Raw genomic sequence first — 15096 nt, 5'->3', positions numbered from 1 at the left:
ACGTGTAGCTTTTCTTACGCGCCGAAAAGGGCGGCCATTATAAAGGCAGAGAGGTGAAATGCGTGTTCAGATTGTAGCGGGGCGTTTCGGCGTGCAAAGCGCGGCAGGCCCCCTGGGATCACCACGGCCTGAGGGACTAAAGCGGCCCGCAGGCCGCTGTTGGTGAGATCAGCTATCGCTGAGAGGCAGGACGTAGTTCTTGAACTCGCTGTCTTCGCGAAAGCCCATGGACTCGTAGGTTTTCTGCGCCACGGCGTTGTTGCTGCTGGTGGACACACGCAAGCGGACGGCGTTGGTTTCCTTGGCCATCTTCTTTGCGGTGCGCATCAGGTTGTCGGCCACCAACTGGCGCCGGGCATCTTCAGCGACGTAGATGTCGTTGAGAATCCATACGCGCTTGAGCGACAGGGAGGAGAAGCTTGGGTACAGCTGGCAAAAACCCAGCAATTTGTTGCTGTCATCATCGGCCAGGGCCAGGTAGATCACCGATTCCTTGCGGCGCAGGCGCTTTTCCAGAAAGGCCCGGGACGAATCCGGATAGGGCAGGGCGCCATAGAACTCGCGGTATTTGACGAATAACGGGGTCAACAGATCCAGGTGCTCGAGGGTTGCTTGAGTAATCCGCATGGTGGCTCTCAACTTCAAGTGGATGTGACGGCACAGGTTGGATGACTCGGGCAGCCGTGTTCCGATGCTGCCCAAAGCGGAAAAAAAGCGCAATCGTCTTGCAAAATCACGCTTGGGGCGGCCCCAGAAGGAAGTTGCCCTTCATGTCTGCCGTTGAGTCGCTGTCCAGAGTCTGCACTTGCGCTTCGTCTTTGAGGTTTACTCCCGACAATTGCCGGCGGCAGGCTTCACGCATCAAGTACAGCAGGCGATGGGCGGCCATGCCATAGCTCAGGCCTTCCAGGCGCACATTGGAGATGCAGTTGCGATAGGCATCGGTGAGCCCGACTTTCGGCTGGTAGGTGAAGTACAACCCCAGGCTATCGGGAGAACTGAGCCCGGGACGCTCACCGATCAGGATCACAGTCATCTTCGCCCCCAGCAGTTCGCCAATCTCGTCGGCCACCGCTACCCGACCCTGTTCCACCAGGATCACCGGCGACAGCGACCAGCCTTCGGCAGCGGTCTGTTCCTCCATGCGCGCCAGAAAGGGCAGGGTGTGGCGATGCACCGCCAGGGCCGACAGACCATCGGCCACCACCACCGCCAGGTCGACCCCACCGGGATGGGCGCTGGCGTAGTCGCGCAGGCTCTGGGCCGATTCATCACTGAGCCGGCGCCCCAGGTCGGGGCGTTGCAGGTAGCTGTGGCGATCGGTAGCGGCGCTATGGAGCAGCAGGCTGTCACGGCCGCGCTCGGCCAGTTGGGCGCTCAGGCCGGCGTGGTCGAAGGGCAGGTGCACGGCATCCCGGGCCTGGGCGTGGGCGAATTGGAAGTCCAGTTGGGCACCGGTCGGCAGGCTGGTGCCGGTGCGGCCCAGGGCAATGCGCGCGGGGGTCAGGCGGCGCAGTTCCAGCCAGGGATTTTGCGAGTCGGTCGGATGTTTTTGCATGTGCCTGTTCCTTATCCCAGCTGGGCCAGTGCCTGGCGGAAAGCCGGTGGCAGGTTGTTGCCGAAATGCACCTTGCCGTCGGCCTGGGTGAAGATACCGGTCCTGGCTAGCCATTGTTCGAACTCAGGGGCAGGTTTCAGGCCCAGGGTCTGGCGAGCATAGAGTGCGTCGTGGAAGGACGTGGTCTGGTAGTTGAGCATGATGTCGTCGGAGCCGGGGATGCCCATGATGAAGTTGATCCCGGCCACGCCCAGCAGGGTCAGCAGGTTGTCCATGTCATCCTGATCGGCTTCGGCGTGGTTGGTGTAGCAGATGTCGCAACCCATGGGCACGCCCAGCAACTTGCCGCAGAAGTGGTCCTCAAGGCCGGCGCGGATGATCTGCTTGCCGTTGTACAGGTATTCCGGGCCGATGAAACCGACCACGGTGTTGACCAGGAACGGCTTGAAGTGCCGGGCCACGGCGTAGGCGCGGGTTTCACAGGTTTGCTGGTCGATGCCGAAGTGGGCGTTGGCCGAGAGGGCGCTGCCCTGGCCGGTCTCGAAGTACATCAGGTTCTGCCCGAGGGTGCCGCGGTTCAGGCTCAGGCCTGCTTCGTAGCCTTCCTGGAGTACGTTGAGGTTGATGCCGAAGCTGGCGTTGGCGGCTTCGGTGCCGGCAATCGACTGGAACACCAGATCCAGGGGCACGCCGCGATTGATGGCCTCGATGGAGGTGGTGACGTGGGTCAGCACGCAAGCCTGGGTCGGGATCTCGTAGCGCTGGATGATGGCGTCGAGCATTTCCAGCATGGCGCAGATCGAGGCGATGCTGTCAGTGGCCGGGTTGATGCCGATCATCGCATCGCCGTTGCCGTACAGCAGGCCGTCGAGAATGCTCGCGGCAATGCCCGCTGGCTCGTCGGTGGGGTGGTTGGGTTGCAGGCGGGTGGACAGGCGCCCGCGCAGGCCCAGGGTGCCGCGAAACTGTGTCACCACGCGAATCTTCTGCGCCACCAGGATCAGGTCCTGCACGCGCATGATCTTCGACACCGCGGCGGCCATTTCCGGGGTCAGGCCCGGCGCCAGGGCACGCAGGCTCTGCTCGTCGGCGGCGTCACTGAGCAGCCAATCGCGAAAACCGCCAACGGTGAGGTGGCTGACGGTGGCGAAGGCCTGCTTGTCATGGCTGTCGATAATCAGCCGGGTGACTTCGTCGGACTCATAGGGAATCAGCACTTCTTCGAGAAAGTGCTTGAGGGGGATATCCGCCAGGGTCATCTGGGCAGCGACCCGTTCGCCGTCGTTGAGGGCGGCGACACCGGCTAGAAAATCTCCGGAACGGGCCGGGCTGGCCTTGGCCATGACTTCCTTGAGGCTGTCGAAGCGATAGGTCTGAGAACCTACGCTGTGGGAAAATTGGGCCATCTCAGTCTCCGTTTCAACGATGTAGGGGCGTTGCCGAGTGCTGGCGGATCATCAGGATGCCACCTTCTTCAGCAGGTTTTCCAGACGGTTTCCGGCAGCCCGGTGGTGGAGGATGGCAAAGGCCTTTTCCGCCACCAGGCTGCCGCCTTCCAGCGGTGGCAGGCCACCGCTGTAGATGTTCGAAATCACCGTGTATTCGTAGCGAATGTCCGGATTGCCGCTGAACTGGGCGGCGGCGCGGCGTGCCTGGTCGTCCGGCAGGCGGTAGCCCAGGTAGGCGGACATGCTGCGCGAGGCCAGGGCATCGCCGCCGGGACGCTCGCCAATCAGCACGATGATCAGTTGCGGTTGCAGGGCTTCACCCACCGACTCCGCCAGCTTGACCCGGCCATAGGGCGCGAGGATCGGCTGGCCGATGCGCAGCTCCCGACTCTGCAGACCGTCCAGCAGCACCGGCAGCAGCTCGGGAATGTTGTGGTGGATGGCCTCGGCGCTGAGGCCGTCGGAAATCACGATCTGCACGTCGTTGTATTCCGGTTGCAGGCGCCGTAGCACCTCCTCGGTCAGCCGCGCGCCCAACTCCGGGTCCTGCAGGTGGGCCAGCTTGTCCGGGGCGGCAGTGCGCAGTTCCCGCAGGGGAATGGCGGCGATTTCGGCAGGGCGCAGGTCGACGTAGATCGCCTCTCGGGCCACCGCGAGGTTGGCGCGCACGGTCCGCGACACTGCGTTGGCCGGGCGTGGGCCGGCGTTGTCGAAGCCGTAGGTGGCCGGGGTGGACTCCAGCAGGCGCTGGAAATCAATGTCCGACTCACAGAAAATCCGCGGGTTGCCCCAGTTCGGTCCGCGTTCCACGTTGCCGTGGGCGTCCTCCTGGAAAATCCCCTTGCCCAGGGCCCAGCGCAGGTATTCCGGGGCCGGCGCCAGGTCATGGACTTCGCGCAGGGTCTGGTTGTCGTGGGCGCTGGTGTCGAAGTAGGCGAGCATGCGGTCGGTGCTCAGGTACACGTCCATGAAGAAGTTGGCACCGGCGGCGGTCAGCAATTCGGTGGCCATTTGCTGGCCTTCCAGGGTCACCTGGGAGTGCAGGGTGTAGCAGGGCGCCATGCCCATGGGCAGCCCCAGCAGCTTGCCCATGAACTGGTCCTGCAGGCAGGAATAGGTCATCTCGAAGTTGTCGAGGTGGGTTTCCGGGCCGATGAAACCGGTGACGTTGTTCACCATGTACGGCCGATAGCGCCGGGCCAGTCCGTAGCACAGGGCTTCGCAGGTGGTCATGTCGATGCCTTCGTGCTTGCCGTAGGTCAGCTCGCTGCCCTGGCCGGTCTCGAAGTACATGAAGTTTTCTGCAACATCGCGCAACGGGCCGCGTTCGGTCATGGTCTGCCAGGCCTGATCCAGCAACGGCACGGTGACGTCGAACTCGTCGGTCAGGGTGCGTTCGGTGCCGGCCAGGCTCTGGAACATGATTTCCACTGGCGCGCCCTGGTCGAGGCAGGCCAGTTGGGTCTTGATGTGGGAGAGCACGCAGATCTGCGTCGGCGCTCCGGTTTCCCTACGCAATTTATCCAGGTGACGCAGGGTGGCGCTGATGTTGTCCACGGTGTCGATGGCCGGGTTAAGGCCGATCAGCGCGTCCCCCGAGCCCATGCTCAGGCCGGTGTAGACCAGCAGCGTGATGCCGCTGAGGTTGTCGGTGGGATGGTTGGGCTGTAGCCGCGACGACAGAGTACCGGGCAGGCCCACCAGGGTCCGGGCCTTGGCCGCCGCGCCGCTCTTGAGCTTTTTCGACAGCAGGATCAGTTCATGCACGTCCAGCAGCTTGGCCAGGGCCGCCACCATGACCCCGGTCAGGGCCGTGCCGATACGGCGTATTTCAGTGCCATGGCTGCGCAGCAGGCGATCTTTCAGGGCGCCCAGGGTCAGGTCGGCGATTTCGCCAAAGACGCTGTGGTCGATGTCGTAGTTGACCTGCATGACGCTGTCGATGCGGCCGTGGCGATCGGTCAGTGGATGCTGGAAGTAGTGATCCAGGGTCAGCTCTGAGAGCACCTTGCGCGCCGCCTCGCGGGTGATTTCATCAGCCGCCGCGAGCCCTGCCACCCGGTCCCCGGCCTTGCTGATGTCGGCGGCGCCGAGCACCGCCTTGAGGCTGGCGAAGCCTATCTCGCGGTCCAGCACCCGGGTGCTGTAGGCCCGTTCGGCAAGCGCTTCGGGAAGGCGGATGTGCTGCAGTGCGGTGAGTGACATGGCAAGACGCTCCTTGGCCGGCATCGGCTCAGTGCACGCCGTAGAAGGCGACGGGCACGATGTGCTGGTGGGGTTTTCCCAGGTTGATGAAGTGTGCCGAACGCTCGCGTACTTCATCGATGACGATCAGGTTGCAAGATCTGCGCCCCCAATCCGTGGCGTAGTTGCCCAAGACCTTGCCGACGTTGCTTTCCAACAGCAGCACCAGCGGCCAGTCCGGGGCGGGTCGTGCCTGCTCCAGGGCGCGGGCCAGGCGTGCGCCCAGCTGTCGGATGTCCTCCAGTCGTGGCGCCTGGCCGTTGTCGAGCAATTGCAGGCAAGCGCCGTCGCAACTGCTCAGTGCCAGGGCCAGGGCGTCGTCCAGTTGCTGCTCGGTGGCATCCATGGGCAGCCGGGCGACGATGGGCAGGTCATTGAGCGGCAGCACCTCGGGCTGGGGCAGAAACAGGGTGCTGCCGGAAATCTCGGTGTTGTGCAGGGTCAGGCCGTAGACCGTGGCCCGGCCGCGGTTTTCCGGTACCAGCCGGGTGGCCGCGTGCACCAGTCGCGGGTGGCGGGCAATGGCCAGGGCCAGATCGATGCCCAGATCGCCGTAATAGGTGGTGCCGGGCATGGGTTCGCCTTGCAGGTGGCGATAGAGCAACTCGCCCACACCACCGGAAAAAGTCAGGGCCGGGCCGGCATTGCGTGCAGGGAGGATCAGCGGCAGTTGCTCGGTCAGTTGGCCCAGCGGGCCGGCAAAGAAGTGGCGATCACCTTCGGCAATGGCGACCAGGGCATCGATGTACCAATTGACCACCGCCTCCAGCTCGGAACGCTCCAGGACCTGTCCGGGATGCTTGCGGATTGCCAGGTGATCGAGCAGTGCCTGACCGAACTCCGATACGCCGCTGAGACGATAACTGCCCGGCTCGAACTGCAAGTGCCGGGCACCGATGAAATGGCAGCCGCTGGCCAGGACGTTGCCATCCAGGCCCCAGGCCGCGTTGGTGGTGCCCCCGCCGATATCCAGGTTGAGTATCGGTTGCCGAGCGTGGAAGCGGCTCAGCGCCGAACAGCTGCCCATGAAGGCCAGCCAGGACTCCAGCCCGCCGTCGTCGGCGCGCGTGATCAGGGCGTTGCCGATCAATTGGCCGACCAGTTGCGCCAGGGCCTGGGCGTTGTGCCGCCGCGCCGCCAGACCGGTGATGATCACGCCACCGGAAAACAGCTGTTGCGGGCTTACGCCGGCCTGTTCGAGCCAGGTTTCGATCAGGGCCCGGATCGCGGCTTCATCGATGACCTGGCCCTTGAACGGGGTGAACACCGGCTCGCCACGAAACAGTACCCGTGGCTCGTTGAGGGCCATGCGTCCGGTGATGCAGTGGCTGCTCAGGCTGGCCTGGGCGATCAGCGCGCTGCTGGTGGTGGACCCGAAGTCCAGCCCCAGCAGCAGTACCGATGCGCCGCCCGTGATGGCTTGCATGCAGGCGTTCCTCGCCGCGCCGCAGTCAGGCGGTGGCCTTCTGGCCTGCAGGTTCCGGCGTGTCCAGCGCAGTGCCGCCCAGGTACTCGCCCGGGGCGATGATGCCCGCTGCCCGATCCTGAGCTTCCAGTTGCAGCGCCTTGGGCACCGACAGCCAGTAGGCCAGGCCGACGGCGACGAAGCCGGCGCTGATCTTGCCGATCAGTACCGGCAGGATGATGGTGGGCTGGAAGTTGGCGGTGAAGGACAGGTGGTCCCCCAGCAGGAAGGCGGCGCAGACGCCGAAGGCGATGTTCACCACTTTGTCCTTGGGGGGCATGAGGCGCACCAGGCGGAACATGGCGAGGATGTTGGCGATGGTCGCCAGCATGCCGGCGCTGCCTACCGCGCTCAAGCCGATCTTGCCGCCGAGGTTTTCCAGAGGCTTGCCCAGGTATTTGCGCAGCAGGTAGACCATGGGGAAGGCGCCGGCCAGCATGATGCCGATGTAGCCGGCGGTTTCCAGGGCGCGGGTCTGGTCCTGGGCGTCGGCGATGATCGGGTGGAAGCCCCAGCCGCCAAATACCACGGAGAAGACCCCGGTGAAGTATTCGACGATGGAGAACACCAGCACCAGCTTGATGGCCGCGTCCATGGCGCGGCCGAAGATGATGAAACCCTTGATCATCATGTCCGGCAAAAAGCGCAGGCCCAGGGCCAGGGCCACGACGAAGATCAGGATCGGCAGCAGGTTGGCGAAGATGCTGCCCAGGCCCAGGGCCAGTTGGTAGCTGGCTTCACCGTTGGTGCTCACCAGTTCGCGTACCACCGGGTTGCTGAAGGCCAGGATCAGGCTGGCGATCATCACCCCGACGGGGATGGTGAGGATGCCGGACATGATCCCCAGGGCCATGTACTTGTGGTCGCGCTTGTCGAGCATCGCCAGGCCCATGGGGATCGAGAAGACGATGGTGGCGCCGCCCATGAAGCCGGTGATCAGGGCCATCACCAGGGCTTCCTTGCTGGCGGCCAGGGCCGAGGCCAGCTGATAGCCACCCATGTCCGAGGCGATGATCATGGTCGCCGCCAGGGCCGGGTCGGCGCCCAGGGAGTTGAAGAACGGACCGAAGACGGTCTCGATGACCACGGTCAGGTAGGGAATGGAAGCCATGATCCCTGCGGCCGGCACAAAGATGTAGCCGGTGGCATGGATGCCTTCCATGAATTCTTTGCCCAAGCCTCGCTCGCTGTCATAGATGGCGGCGAAGGCACCGATTACGGCGCAGAGCATGATGAGGTAGAGCACGTAGTTGCCGATCTGATCCATTGCGTTTGTCCCTTGTTATTGTTTTTCAAGCAGGGTCTGTGCACGACTGGTTTGGCGCAGAACTTCCGACAGCAGTGTTCCGTCCGGCCAGCCTTTGGCACCGGATCAGAGCAGGTGAACAAGTGCGGCAAGGCCGCGAAAAGGCCTCCCGGCGACCTGGGTCGCCGGGAGGGTCGATCAGAAGAAGCCCAGCGGGTTGATGTCGTAGCTCACCAGCAGGTTCTTGGTCTGCTGGTAGTGGTCGAGCATCATCTTGTGGGTTTCACGGCCAACGCCGGACTTCTTGTAGCCACCGAACGCGGCGTGGGCCGGGTACAGGTGGTAGCAGTTGGTCCACACGCGGCCGGCCTTGATCCCGCGGCCCATGCGATAGGCGCGGTTGATGTCGCGGGTCCAGACCCCGGCACCCAGGCCGAACTCGGTGTCGTTGGCAATCGCCAGGGCTTCGGCTTCGTCCTTGAAGGTGGTGACGCTGACCACCGGGCCAAAGATTTCTTCCTGGAACACGCGCATCTTGTTGGTGCCCTTGAGCAGGGTCGGCTGGATGTAGTAGCCGCTGGACAGGTCGCCTTCGAGTTTCTCCACCTTGCCGCCGGTGAGCAGCTGCGCGCCTTCGTTCTTGGCGATGTCGAGGTAGGAGAGGATCTTGTCGAACTGCTGCTCGGAGGCCTGGGCGCCGACCATGGTGTCGGTGTCCAGCGGGTCGCCGCGCTTGATCTGCTCGATCTTCTTCATCACCACTTGCATGAATTCGTCGTAGATCGACTCCTGCACCAGGGCGCGGGATGGGCAGGTGCAGACTTCACCCTGGTTGAAGAACGCCAGCACCAGGCCTTCGGCGGCCTTTTCGATGAACTTCGGTTCGGCCTGCATGATGTCTTCGAAGAAGATGTTCGGCGACTTGCCGCCCAGTTCCACGGTGGACGGAATGATGTTCTCGGCGGCGCACTTCATGATGTGCGAGCCCACCGGAGTCGAGCCGGTGAAGGCGATCTTGGCGATGCGCTTGCTGGTGGCCAGGGCCTCGCCGGCTTCACGGCCGAAACCTTGCACCACGTTGAGCACGCCCGGTGGCAGCAGGTCGCCGATCACTTCCATCAGTACGGTGATGCCCAGTGGGGTCTGCTCGGCGGGTTTGAGTACCACGCAGTTGCCGGCAGCCAGGGCTGGGGCGAGTTTCCAGGCGGCCATCAGGATCGGGAAGTTCCACGGGATGATCTGCCCGACCACGCCCAGGGGTTCATGGATGTGGTAGGCCACGGTGTTGCCGTCGATTTCCGCGGCGCTGCCTTCCTGGGCCCGCAGGCAACCGGCGAAGTAGCGGAAGTGGTCGGCGGCCAGGGGAATGTCGGCGTTCAGGGTCTCGCGTACCGCCTTGCCGTTGTCCCAGGTTTCGGTGATGGCCAGCAGTTCCAGGTTCTGTTCGATGCGGTCGGCGATCTTCAGCAGGATCAGCGAGCGGGCCTGTACCGAGGTGGCGCCCCAGGCGTCGGCGGCGGCATGGGCGGCGTCCAGCGCCTTGTCGATGTCTTCGGCGGTGGAGCGGGGGAATTCGGCAATCGGCTGGCCATTGACCGGCGAGGTGTTGGTGAAGTACTGGCCTTTGATTGGCGCAACGAATTCGCCGCCGATGTAGTTACCGTACTTGCTCTTGAACGAAACAATAGCGCCTTCAGTACCGGGGTGTGCGTAACGCATGGTGGGTATCTCCTGGCTTTTATGCTTATGGGGGAGGACGCGCTATAGCGCATACCAAGCGTAGAGCAAAGGTCGGGCCAGTGGGGTGCAGGCCATACGAATCAAGGGTTTGCGGATGTTTCGAAGCGGTGCCAACGGCAGCGTGTGACGAATCTGGTACGGCACTGAGTGACAGTTTGTAACCTGGATGGCACAAGCTGTGACTCATGGGTCAAGCCGGCATTGCAATGAAACAGCGGCTGGAGGATGCTGGTTCGCGTGTCGAATCTTGTCGGATAGATCTGATGGTCTGTCCTTCTTTACAGGGCCGATTGCGGCCTGCAGCGGCGCCAGTGTTCCGTCTGAGCGTGACAGCGCATCAGGAGAATAATAAGAAATGCACAGTAGTAATCATCTGAGTCGACATGCCCAGCAGGTGCTGACGGTGGCCCAGGGTAAAGCCCATTTGCAGGGCCCCGGCAGCGATCCTTCCATTGCTCGCTCCTGGCTGCGCTGCCTTGAGGACTATCACCTGGATCCGGCCCAGGCCATGGCCCCCACAGTGCTGGAGCATGGTCGCCTGCTGGAAAGTCGCGAACGCCTGCAGGATGTGCTGCAAATAGCCGGCACCGAGATGGCCAACCTGCACCAGCAATTGTCCGGCGCGGGCCATGCCGTGCTGCTGACCGATGCCCGGGGGGTGATCCTCAACTGCATCACCGCCCCTAGCGAGCGCAAGATTTTCGAGCATGCCGGTCTCTGGCTGGGCGCCGACTGGAGCGAGGCCCGGGAAGGCACCAACGGTATTGGCACCTGCCTGGTGGAGCGCCAGTCGCTGACCATTCACCAGGGCGAGCACTTCCGTGGCCGGCACACTGGCCTGACCTGCTCGGCGAGCCCGGTGTTCGATCCCCATGGCGAATTGCTGGCGGTGCTGGATGTGTCCTCGGCGCGTCAGGACGTTTCCCGGCAGAGTCAGTTCCACACCATGGCTTTGGTCAATCTCTCGGCGAAAATGATCGAGAGCTGCTATTTCCTGCGTTATTTCGAGAACCAGTGGCTGCTGCGCTTTCATCTGCAGGCGGAGTCTGTGGGGCTGTTCAGCGAGGGTTTGCTGGCATTTGACGGCGAAGGGCGAATCTGTGCGGTGAACCAGAGCGCCCTGAATCTGCTGGGGCATATTCGCGGTGGTTTGCTGGGCAAGCCGGTGGACAGCTTTTTCGACTGTTCCCTGGATGAATTGCTCAGTCGCGCCAGCATCAATGCCAGCGCCAGTTGGCCCTTGCGTACTCGGGATGGGCGGCGCTTGTTTGCCTTGTTGCGCGGTCAGCCGCACCCGGTATCGCAACCTGCGCCGCGGGTGCCGGCTGGTGTTACGTCGCCACGCACTTCAAGCATCTGCCTTGGGGATGAAGGGCTGCAGAATGATTTTCGCCGGGCCTCGCGGGTGTTCGAGCGTGATGTGCCGCTGTTGATCAATGGTGAAACCGGCTCCGGCAAGGAGGCTTTCGCCAAGGCCGTGCACCAGGGCAGTGCTCGTTCGGATAAAACCTTTGTCGCCCTCAATTGCGCGGCGATTCCGGAGAGCCTGATCGAGAGCGAACTCTTCGGTTATCGCGGCGGCAGCTTTACCGGGGCACGCAAGGAGGGCATGCGCGGCAAGTTGCAGCAGGCCGATGGCGGCACTTTGTTCCTCGATGAAATCGGCGATATGCCCCTGGCCCTGCAGACGCGTTTGCTACGGGTGTTGGAAGATCGCCTGGTGGTGCCGATTGGCGGTGAGCCGCAATCGGTCAACGTGCGGATCATCAGCGCCACCCACCGGGATCTGCTGGAGCGGGTCCGCGACGGCAGTTTCCGTGAGGATCTGTATTACCGGCTCAATGGTCTTGAGATCGCGCTGCCGGCCCTGCGCGAGCGCAGCGACAAATCCCAGTTGCTGGACTTTCTCCTGGCCGAAGAAGCGGGCGGGCAACCGGTGGTGCTGGACGAAGCGGCGCGTCAGAGCCTGTTGAGTTATTCCTGGCCGGGAAACGTGCGGCAATTGCGCAACGTCCTGCGAACCCTGGCGGCCTTGTGTGAAAACGGCCGCATTGGTCTGGAAGACCTGCCGCCGCTGATCCGCAACAGCCGCCCGGCGCCGGTTGGCGAGCCGGTTGCCGAAGCACAGGAGCGCCCCCTGGAGGACGCCGAGCGGGTTGCGCTACTGGCAGCCCTGGAGCAACAGCGCTGGCACATGACCCATACCGCCGAACAGCTGGGGGTCAGCCGCAACACCCTCTATAGAAAGCTGCGCAAACACGGTATTGCGCGTTAAACCGCACCTGTGACTGCCGGTACAGGGCCGCTTGCCTTGTGCCAGCAGCGGCAAGCTCAGCAGCCTCCCGGTCAGCTAATGGGTGCGATTTGCAGCCCTCTAGGCTAACCTGCGCCGATGTTTTATGAGGTCGACTATGCACATCCATATTCTCGGTATCTGCGGCACTTTCATGGGCTCGATGGCGGTTCTGGCTAAAGAACTGGGCCATCATGTCACCGGCTCCGACGCTAACGTCTATCCCCCCATGAGCACCCAGCTGCAAGCCCAGGGCATCGAGCTGACTCAAGGCTATGACCCGGCCCAGCTGGACCCGGCTCCGGATCTGGTGGTGATCGGCAATGCCATGTCCCGGGGCAACCCGGCCGTGGAGTATGTGCTGAACAAAGGCCTGCCCTATGTTTCCGGCCCGCAGTGGTTGGCGGACCATGTCCTGCAAGGGCGCTGGGTCTTGGCGGTAGCCGGCACCCACGGCAAGACCACCACCAGCAGCATGCTGGCCTGGGTACTGGAGCATGCCGGCATGAGCCCGGGCTTCCTGATTGGTGGGGTGCCGCAGAATTTCGCCGTTTCGGCCCGCCTGGGCGACACACCGTTCTTCGTGATCGAGGCCGATGAGTACGACAGCGCGTTCTTCGACAAGCGCTCGAAGTTTGTCCACTACCGCCCGCGCACCGCAATCCTCAATAACCTTGAGTTCGACCATGCGGACATCTTCCCTGACCTGGCAGCCATCGAGCGGCAGTTCCACCATCTGGTGCGGACCATTCCCAGCGAAGGCCTGGTGATTCATCCCACCACCGAACCTGCCTTGCAGCGGGTCATCGAGATGGGCTGCTGGACGCCGGTGCAGACCACCGGTGCCGATGGTCAGTGGCAGGTCAAGTTGCTCAGTGCCGACGGTTCGGCCTTTGAAGTGATGTTCGAGGGCGTGAGCCAGGGCGTGGTGGAGTGGGAACTGACCGGGCAGCACAACGTGGCCAATGCCCTGGCGACGCTGGCCGCTGCTCGTCATGTTGGCGTGGTGCCGTCGATGGGCATTGCTGGCCTGAGTGCGTTCAAGAGCGTGAAGCGCCGCATGGAGAAGGTCGCCGAAGTGCATGGCGTGACCATCTACGATGACTTCGCCCACCACCCGACGGCCATCGCCACCACCCTGGACGGCCTGCGCAAGCGGGTCGGCGACGCACCGGTGATCGCCATCATCGAGCCGCGCTCCAACTCCATGAAGCTTGGCGCCCACCGTGATGGGCTGCCGGAAAGCGTCAACCAGGCCGATCAGGTGATCTGGTACGCACCGGCCAACCTGGGCTGGGACCTGGCGGCAACGGCGGCCTTGTGTTCGGTGCCATCGATTGTCAGCGACTCTCTGGAAGGCATCATCGAACGGGTGAAAAGCCAGGCCAAGCCGGGCACCCAGGTGGTGATCATGAGCAACGGCGGCTTCGGCGGCCTGCACGGCAAACTGGCCGAGGCACTGCAATGAGCAACGGCCCGGAACGCATCACCCTGGCCATGACCGGTGCCTCGGGCGCCCAGTACGGTTTGCGCCTGCTGGATTGCCTGGTGCGTGAGGATCGGGAAGTGCACTTTCTGATCTCAAAGGCTGCGCAGTTGGTCATGGCCACGGAAACCGATGTGACCCTGCCGCCCAAGCCGCAGATGATGCAGGCCTTTCTCACCGAGTACACCGGTGCGGCGGCGGGGCAGATCCGGGTGTACGGCAAGGAAGACTGGATGTCGCCGGTAGCCTCGGGTTCCGGCTCGCCGGCGGCGATGGTGGTGGTGCCTTGCTCCACCGGCACCTTGTCGGCGATTGCTACCGGGGCTTGCAACAACCTGATCGAACGGGCTGCGGACGTGACCCTCAAGGAGCGCCGGCAGTTGATTCTGGTGCCTCGCGAGGCTCCCTACTCCAGCATTCATCTGGAGCACATGCTCAAGTTGTCGAACATGGGCGTGACTATCCTGCCGGCCTCGCCGGGTTTCTATCATCAGCCGCAGACCATCGATGACCTGGTGGACTTCGTCGTGGCGCGGATTCTCAATCTGCTGAACATCCCCCAGGACATGTTGCCGCGCTGGGGCGAGCATCATTTGAGCAGCGATGAATAAATCCCTGCTGATGCTGCTGGCTGCCCTGCAGTTGGGGGGCTGTGCCACGGTCCGCACCTTGAACGCTGCACAACCTGGGGCGCCGGTGGTGTATTCGGGGACGCGCCTGGATCTTTATGCCATGCAGGGTGGTTGCTGTGCCATGGACCGCTTTGGCGCCGAGGCACCGAGCTATCCGGGAGTAGACCTGCCGGCCAGCGCCTTGCTCGATACGCTGTTGCTGCCGTTGTCGGTGCTGACAGTGTTGGGGGTGGGGTTTCAGGCAACGGGCGGGTTGTAGTGTTTCGCCGGCAATCCGGTTCCTGCAGCTATGTGCAGGAACCGGATTGCCGGCGAGTGCTTTATTTACCTAGCTTGCGCAACTCATCGGATTCGACGACCCGAGTGCCGCTTTGCTCTTCCAGGGCCAACCGCCACATGGCGCGTGCCAACTGGCAGGCTTCGATGCCGTGGTACTTGCCCGGGATCAGTCGCGACAACGGGCCGGCCAGTTGTTCGGTCAGGCGCGGTTCGATCCGGTCTCCCAGCAGCAGTGACGGCCGGCAAATGGTCAGCTGTGGCCAGCCCTGCTGCTTAAGGGCCTCTTCCATTTCACCTTTGACCCGGTTGTAGAAAATCGATGACTTGGGGTCGGCGCCCAGGGCGCTGACCACTATCAGGTGCCGCGCGCCCATTTCCAGGGCGCGTTTGCCGAAGGCCACCACCATGTCCAGGTCCACCGCGCGAAAGGCCGCTTCGGAACCCGCCTGCTTGATGGTGGTGCCCAGGCAGCAGAAGGCGATCTCCACCTTGCCGCTCAGTTGCGGCAGGAATACCGCCGGATCGCCGACGGGGTTCTCCAGGCGTGGGTGCTTGCTTAGCGGGCGTCTGCTGGGTGCCAGAACACGAATGATGGTGGGCTCGTTGAGCAGGCGATCGAGCAGATGCTCTCCGGTCAGTCCGGAGGCGCCGGCGAGCAGGATATGCTGAGGCGTCAAGTACATAGTCATTCCCCCTTGATACTGT

At 63.3% G+C, this 15096-nt stretch carries 12 protein-coding genes; 4 read left to right on the top strand and 8 right to left on the bottom strand.

Features of this window, described 5'->3' with window-relative positions; all coding sequences use genetic code 11:
• Positions 1-168: 168 nt before the first annotated feature.
• From ACMGF8_RS01125 to ACMGF8_RS01095, 7 genes are all read right to left on the bottom strand, one after another.
• A complete protein-coding gene (locus ACMGF8_RS01125) occupies positions 169-627 on the bottom strand; it encodes a GNAT family N-acetyltransferase (RefSeq protein WP_102865325.1) in 459 nt (152 codons plus the stop codon).
• Between the two features lie 106 nt (positions 628-733).
• On the bottom strand, positions 734-1558 hold the full coding sequence (gene eutC / locus ACMGF8_RS01120; RefSeq protein ID WP_102865326.1) for an ethanolamine ammonia-lyase subunit EutC: 825 nt from the start codon (positions 1556-1558) through the stop codon (positions 734-736).
• Positions 1559-1569: 11 nt separating this feature from the next.
• Positions 1570-2964: an ethanolamine ammonia-lyase subunit EutB gene (locus ACMGF8_RS01115; RefSeq protein ID WP_102865327.1), complete on the bottom strand. Its 1395-nt coding sequence runs from the start codon at positions 2962-2964 to the stop codon at positions 1570-1572.
• 51 nt (positions 2965-3015) lie between these two features.
• The gene (locus ACMGF8_RS01110) at positions 3016-5211 is read right to left on the bottom strand and encodes an ethanolamine ammonia-lyase (protein WP_102865328.1); all 2196 of its coding nucleotides are present in this window, start codon (positions 5209-5211) and stop codon (positions 3016-3018) included.
• A gap of 28 nt (positions 5212-5239) precedes the next feature.
• Positions 5240-6676, bottom strand: coding sequence for an ethanolamine ammonia-lyase reactivating factor EutA (locus ACMGF8_RS01105; protein WP_416758425.1), 1437 nt, complete (start codon positions 6674-6676; stop codon positions 5240-5242).
• 25 nt (positions 6677-6701) lie between these two features.
• Positions 6702-7982 carry an ethanolamine utilization protein EutH gene (eutH, locus tag ACMGF8_RS01100; protein ID WP_115581015.1) on the bottom strand — a complete coding sequence of 427 codons (1281 nt, stop codon included), beginning with the start codon at positions 7980-7982 and terminating at the stop codon, positions 6702-6704.
• A gap of 177 nt (positions 7983-8159) precedes the next feature.
• Positions 8160-9680 carry an aldehyde dehydrogenase family protein gene (locus ACMGF8_RS01095; protein ID WP_207166619.1) on the bottom strand — a complete coding sequence of 507 codons (1521 nt, stop codon included), beginning with the start codon at positions 9678-9680 and terminating at the stop codon, positions 8160-8162.
• 376 nt (positions 9681-10056) lie between these two features.
• On the opposite strand from ACMGF8_RS01095, the gene ACMGF8_RS01090 reads away from it, so the two are divergent.
• The 4 genes from ACMGF8_RS01090 to ACMGF8_RS01075 all read left to right on the top strand — a co-directional run bounded on the left by ACMGF8_RS01090 (position 10057) and on the right by ACMGF8_RS01075 (position 14371).
• Complete coding sequence (locus tag ACMGF8_RS01090; RefSeq protein ID WP_102865332.1) at positions 10057-11976, top strand: sigma-54-dependent Fis family transcriptional regulator; 1920 nt, start codon at positions 10057-10059, stop codon at positions 11974-11976.
• A 136-nt stretch (positions 11977-12112) separates the two neighbouring features.
• Positions 12113-13462, top strand: coding sequence for a UDP-N-acetylmuramate:L-alanyl-gamma-D-glutamyl-meso-diaminopimelate ligase (gene mpl / locus ACMGF8_RS01085; protein ID WP_102865333.1), 1350 nt, complete (start codon positions 12113-12115; stop codon positions 13460-13462).
• The gene (gene ubiX, locus ACMGF8_RS01080; RefSeq protein ID WP_102865334.1) at positions 13459-14091 is read left to right on the top strand and encodes a flavin prenyltransferase UbiX; all 633 of its coding nucleotides are present in this window, start codon (positions 13459-13461) and stop codon (positions 14089-14091) included. Before mpl ends, ubiX begins: the two co-directional genes overlap by 4 nt.
• Complete coding sequence (locus ACMGF8_RS01075; RefSeq protein WP_102865335.1) at positions 14084-14371, top strand: YceK/YidQ family lipoprotein; 288 nt, start codon at positions 14084-14086, stop codon at positions 14369-14371. The genes ubiX and ACMGF8_RS01075 overlap by 8 nt, the downstream gene beginning before the upstream one ends.
• 61 nt (positions 14372-14432) lie before the next feature.
• On the opposite strand, the gene ACMGF8_RS01070 is transcribed toward ACMGF8_RS01075, so the two are convergent.
• Entirely contained in the window at positions 14433-15074 is a 642-nt protein-coding gene (locus ACMGF8_RS01070) for an oxidoreductase (protein ID WP_102865336.1), read from the bottom strand.
• Between the last annotated feature and the right edge of the window lie 22 nt (positions 15075-15096).

The sequence above is a fragment of the Pseudomonas sp. BNK-7 genome (genome assembly GCF_048072025.1).
Taxonomy (GTDB): Bacteria; Pseudomonadota; Gammaproteobacteria; order Pseudomonadales; family Pseudomonadaceae; genus Aquipseudomonas; species Aquipseudomonas danubii.
The sequence above is the reverse complement of the archived record's forward strand: the minus strand, read 5'-3'. Positions and strand labels throughout refer to the sequence as shown.

Coding starts and splice junctions, on each gene's coding strand:
- eutH (WP_115581015.1), bottom strand. CDS start 7,982: ATGGATCAGATCGGCAACTACGTGCTCTACCTCATCATGCTCTGCGCC.
- ACMGF8_RS01075 (WP_102865335.1), top strand. CDS start 14,084: ATGAATAAATCCCTGCTGATGCTGCTGGCTGCCCTGCAGTTGGGGGGC.
- ACMGF8_RS01090 (WP_102865332.1), top strand. CDS start 10,057: ATGCACAGTAGTAATCATCTGAGTCGACATGCCCAGCAGGTGCTGACG.
- eutC (WP_102865326.1), bottom strand. CDS start 1,558: ATGCAAAAACATCCGACCGACTCGCAAAATCCCTGGCTGGAACTGCGC.
- mpl (WP_102865333.1), top strand. CDS start 12,113: ATGCACATCCATATTCTCGGTATCTGCGGCACTTTCATGGGCTCGATG.
- ACMGF8_RS01105 (WP_416758425.1), bottom strand. CDS start 6,676: ATGCAAGCCATCACGGGCGGCGCATCGGTACTGCTGCTGGGGCTGGAC.
- ACMGF8_RS01110 (WP_102865328.1), bottom strand. CDS start 5,211: ATGTCACTCACCGCACTGCAGCACATCCGCCTTCCCGAAGCGCTTGCC.
- ACMGF8_RS01115 (WP_102865327.1), bottom strand. CDS start 2,964: ATGGCCCAATTTTCCCACAGCGTAGGTTCTCAGACCTATCGCTTCGAC.
- ACMGF8_RS01095 (WP_207166619.1), bottom strand. CDS start 9,680: ATGCGTTACGCACACCCCGGTACTGAAGGCGCTATTGTTTCGTTCAAG.
- ACMGF8_RS01125 (WP_102865325.1), bottom strand. CDS start 627: ATGCGGATTACTCAAGCAACCCTCGAGCACCTGGATCTGTTGACCCCG.
- ACMGF8_RS01070 (WP_102865336.1), bottom strand. CDS start 15,074: ATGTACTTGACGCCTCAGCATATCCTGCTCGCCGGCGCCTCCGGACTG.
- ubiX (WP_102865334.1), top strand. CDS start 13,459: ATGAGCAACGGCCCGGAACGCATCACCCTGGCCATGACCGGTGCCTCG.